This is a genomic window from Albidovulum sp. (assembly GCF_049646345.1).
Classification (GTDB): Bacteria; Pseudomonadota; Alphaproteobacteria; order Rhodobacterales; family Rhodobacteraceae; genus Albidovulum.
In genome coordinates this window covers 1-3,544 of the sequence record NZ_JBARVQ010000275.1, presented here as the reverse complement: position 1 = coordinate 3,544, position 3,544 = coordinate 1, and the positions used below count along the sequence as shown (strand labels likewise).

At 60.6% G+C, this 3,544-nt stretch carries 3 protein-coding genes and 1 tRNA gene; 2 read left to right on the top strand and 2 right to left on the bottom strand.

Annotated features, from left to right (window positions below):
* The first annotated feature begins 141 nt into the window (after positions 1 to 141).
* Positions 142 to 1,326, top strand: coding sequence for a VapE domain-containing protein (locus WBB85_RS06600; RefSeq protein WP_432637832.1), 1,185 nt, complete (start codon positions 142 to 144; stop codon positions 1,324 to 1,326).
* A gap of 328 nt (positions 1,327 to 1,654) precedes the next feature.
* Here the strand turns inward: WBB85_RS06600 and WBB85_RS06595 are convergent, their stop codons facing one another.
* Positions 1,655 to 2,719 carry a hypothetical protein gene (locus WBB85_RS06595; RefSeq protein ID WP_432637831.1) on the bottom strand — a complete coding sequence of 355 codons (1,065 nt, stop codon included), beginning with the start codon at positions 2,717 to 2,719 and terminating at the stop codon, positions 1,655 to 1,657.
* Positions 2,720 to 2,838: 119 nt separating this feature from the next.
* Between WBB85_RS06595 and WBB85_RS06590 the strand changes: the two genes are divergently transcribed.
* Positions 2,839 to 3,051, top strand: a complete 213-nt coding sequence (locus WBB85_RS06590) for a helix-turn-helix domain-containing protein (protein ID WP_432637830.1) — start codon at positions 2,839 to 2,841, stop codon at positions 3,049 to 3,051.
* Positions 3,052 to 3,063: 12 nt separating this feature from the next.
* Here the strand turns inward: WBB85_RS06590 and WBB85_RS06585 are convergent.
* Positions 3,064 to 3,139, bottom strand: a tRNA-Thr gene (locus tag WBB85_RS06585).
* Positions 3,140 to 3,544: the final 405 nt, after the last annotated feature.

Sequence of the window (3,544 nt, the reverse complement as noted above, 5' to 3'; positions counted from 1 at the left end):
ATACATCAACGGCTTCTACAATCCGCGTCGCCGCCACTCAGCATTGGGCTGGAAAAGCCCCGTCGCTTTCGAACGGAAAGTCGCTTAAACGAGCACTTGGGGCGGCACGAAACCGCGACAGGTCCACTAGCGGTTCTTGGGGTGGATGCCCAGCGCAACACCTTCACCCAGGTAGACGAGTTCCGCGGGTATGGGCTGGAAGGACGCGACCTGAACGATATCGCGGAAATCTTGGCCAGTGCTTTCGCGCGCGACCTGGACTTCGCGGCAACGCCCGCTGCCATCAAACGCGAGTTGTTGGCGATTGCGCACGAGCAGCAGTACCACCCGGTGGAAGACTACCTCGACAGCCTCGTGTGGGACGGTACGCCGCGCATTGACAAGTGGTTGGCCGACTACTGCGGCGCAGACACCAGCGAGCTGAACCGCGAGTTCGGCAGCAAGCTGTTGATTGCCGGGGTTCGCCGTATCCGGCATCCGGGGTGCAAGTTCGACACCATGCTTGTTCTGGAAGGCGCGCAGGGTGCGGGCAAGTCCCGTTTGGCGCAGCGGTTGGCGGTGCGGGATGAGTGGTTCTGTGGCAGCCTTGACCTCAAGAGCGACGATAAGACCAAGGCCGAGTTGCTGGCGCGGGCGTGGATCGTGGAATGCCAGGAGCTGGACGGTCTGAACAAGGCCACGAGCCAGGGCTTGAAGCGGTTCCTTAGCACCGCCATTGACACCTTCCGGCGGGCCTATGGGCGCGATGCCGGGGAGTACCGGCGGCATTGCATCATCCTGGGAACCACCAACGAGGGGGCCTATCTGCGCGACCTGACCGGCAACCGGCGCATATGGCCGGTCATGGTCAAGCGCATCGACCTCGCCCGGTTCAGCGCCGATGTCGATCAGCTCTGGGCCGAGGCAGCGGTGCGGGAGGCCGCGGGCGAGTCGATTACCCTGTCGCCGCACCTGTGGGCCCTTGCTGCCGAAGTGCAGGGACAGCGCATGGTCGAGGATGCGTACGCAGACGTTCTGGAGGACACCTTCGCGGAGGTGACAGGACGGGTGTCCATGGACAGCGTGAAGCTGCTGCTCGGCGTCGATACGGCCCGCATGTCGCCCACCGACACCCGCCGGATCAAGGCGGTCATGGCCGGATTGGGGTGGGACTACGGCACCCATCGCCTGCACGACCTTGGACGGCGGGACAAGGCCCAGCGCAAGGGGTTCGCCCGTGGCAGTGTCGACGAACGCACCGTCGAGCATATCGCCCGGCGGATCGACGGGGGCATCGTGGTGATCGACCGCCTCGACGGGCGGCATGGCGAGCACCCCCCGTTCTGACCGGCGGGGCGTACCATGTAACGTAACATAACGGCCAAACTGGCCTGCACTACCCGGCGGGGCACTACGGTGCCCCGTCTTTTTACTTTTCCAAACCCTTCTGAGCTAAGTTACGGTTACAAGTTACAAAAATATCGGTGGCAGACAAATAAGCCTGCGGCTTTTTGGGGCGCTACAGAGGGGCGTACAGGACGCTTTGGGCTTGGGGCAGACGTGGGGCAAGGGCACGCCCCGGGCACGGCCTGTACGGTCCGCTCCGGGCCTCTCCCGCCCGCTGCGCCGGGCTGGCAGGTATTGGTTTCACCGGCGCACCGGGCTAGCACCGCGCCTAGTTGACGCTGAGCGATTGCGTCTGCCAGCTTCCGCTTTCGGGGAAATACCGGATCGTGCCGTAGAACCCCCCGCGCAGCATGTCGCCGAACCCGTTCTGTGCATCGAACTGGCCGAAGACTTGATAGACGCAGTCGCCGATATGCCGGGTGCCCGCGCCGTATCGCCACGGAAATTTCGCCGTCGAGGGCGCGCGCAGCTGCCGCAGCACGTCGCTCTGGATCATCACATATGCCTCGCCAGCCTTCTTGTCCGTACATTCCGCCAATCGTGCGGCTGCCTGACCGGACGGGTCTTCGGCTGGAGTTGGGGCTTCCCGTCCATCGGTTCCTCGGAATACTTCGCCTGTAGCCGCATTCAAATACAGTCGGTTTGCCGCGGTCGGGCCACCACAATACATGAAGTAGACCGGCCTCGATCCAAACGTTGTCGAATGCACCCAACCGCCGTTCGTAACAAATTCGGTTTCTGTGCATGTTCCGTTTGTCACCAGGTCCGTCGCAGCACGGGCAAACATTTCGCGATGTTCGTCAAGGTCATCTGAACCTGCAATCATTCGTTGCGCTGCCGCAGCAGCACGAGCATCAGCTTCCCTTTTCTCGGCTGCCTCCACTTCGGCGCGGCGGATGGCTTCCGCGACCTCCGCGTCTCGCTGAGCTTGCAGTTCAGTTTCGCGCCGTTCGATCTCTGCGGCGTAGCGCTCGGGCCGTAACAGGCGCAGTTCCGCGAGCCACCGATTGTCGTCTATGGCTGCAAGCTCGGTTAGATAGGTGTCAGGGTCCGTCTGCCGCAACTCCACCCAGCGCGCTTCGCGTTGTTTGACAAATACCTGCGACGCTGCAACGGCGAAGATCCCGGCAATTTCCAGAACGATCACACCCCTCGACCGACCGCGCAACCTCCAAACGCCTCTACCCGTGATGGCCGTGAAGAGCCCCAAGAGCATCAGCAAAAGAGACAATGGCACGGTCAGAAATGGCGAGAGGATCATCGCTAACGTCAACCCAATACCCACGATGCTGAGCTCGGCGGCGGAGGTCAAAATGCGGGGGAAGGTGGACATGTCAAACTCAATTTTGCAGTCAGGAATGACTTGCAGTGTGCACATCTGGATTCGTCCGACAATGAAAATGAGATCTATAGTCTGTAGATCAATAGTCTACACGCCTGCGCTATGGCCGCATGGACATCAGGGCCGTTGTGGGAAAGAACGTAAGGCACTTCCGAGAGCTAACAGGCCTCTCGCAGGAGGAGCTTGCCTTCGACGCCGACCTGCACCGCACCTATGTCAGCGGCGTGGAGCGCGGCATCAGGAATCCGACCGTGCTCATTGCGGCCAAGCTCGCCGCCGTGCTGGGTGTCGAACCGTCTAAGCTATTGGAACTTCGAAGCTAAGTCTTGAAAACGTGGTGCCGCTGAAGGGACTCGAACCCCCGACCCCATCATTACGAATGACGTGCTCTACCAGCTGAGCTACAGCGGCACGTTTCCATGACCAGGCCCTACTATGGCCCTACTAGTTACTTCACGCCGCTTGTAAGCGACTGGTATTGAACGTCATTCCCTAGCGGACCCGCTAATTACGAATGCGATGCCCTACCAACTGAGCTAGCGCGACCTTAAGCCCCTACTATGGCCGAGATGACTAATCGTCAAGCCCTTGGCTTATGTGTCCGCCTCGCGCCATTTCTAACGATTTCCTTGGCCGCTGACCTCGACTGCTGAAAGAATCGGATTACGTGCAGCGGCACCACTCTGCGGTTTGTGACAAGAACGATCCCACCCTAACCCGCTGACTTATCTCGGGGAAGATCGTCGATAAACTCGGCATCATAAACGGCGGCGCGCTGGTCTGAGTTTATGGAAGCGGCGTCATCCTCTGGTTTTT

Bases quoted from the DNA above. Each gene is read 5' to 3' on its own strand.
- WBB85_RS06595 (WP_432637831.1), bottom strand. From the start codon at position 2,719: ATGTCCACCTTCCCCCGCATTTTGACCTCCGCCGCCGAGCTCAGCATC.
- WBB85_RS06590 (WP_432637830.1), top strand. From the start codon at position 2,839: ATGGACATCAGGGCCGTTGTGGGAAAGAACGTAAGGCACTTCCGAGAG.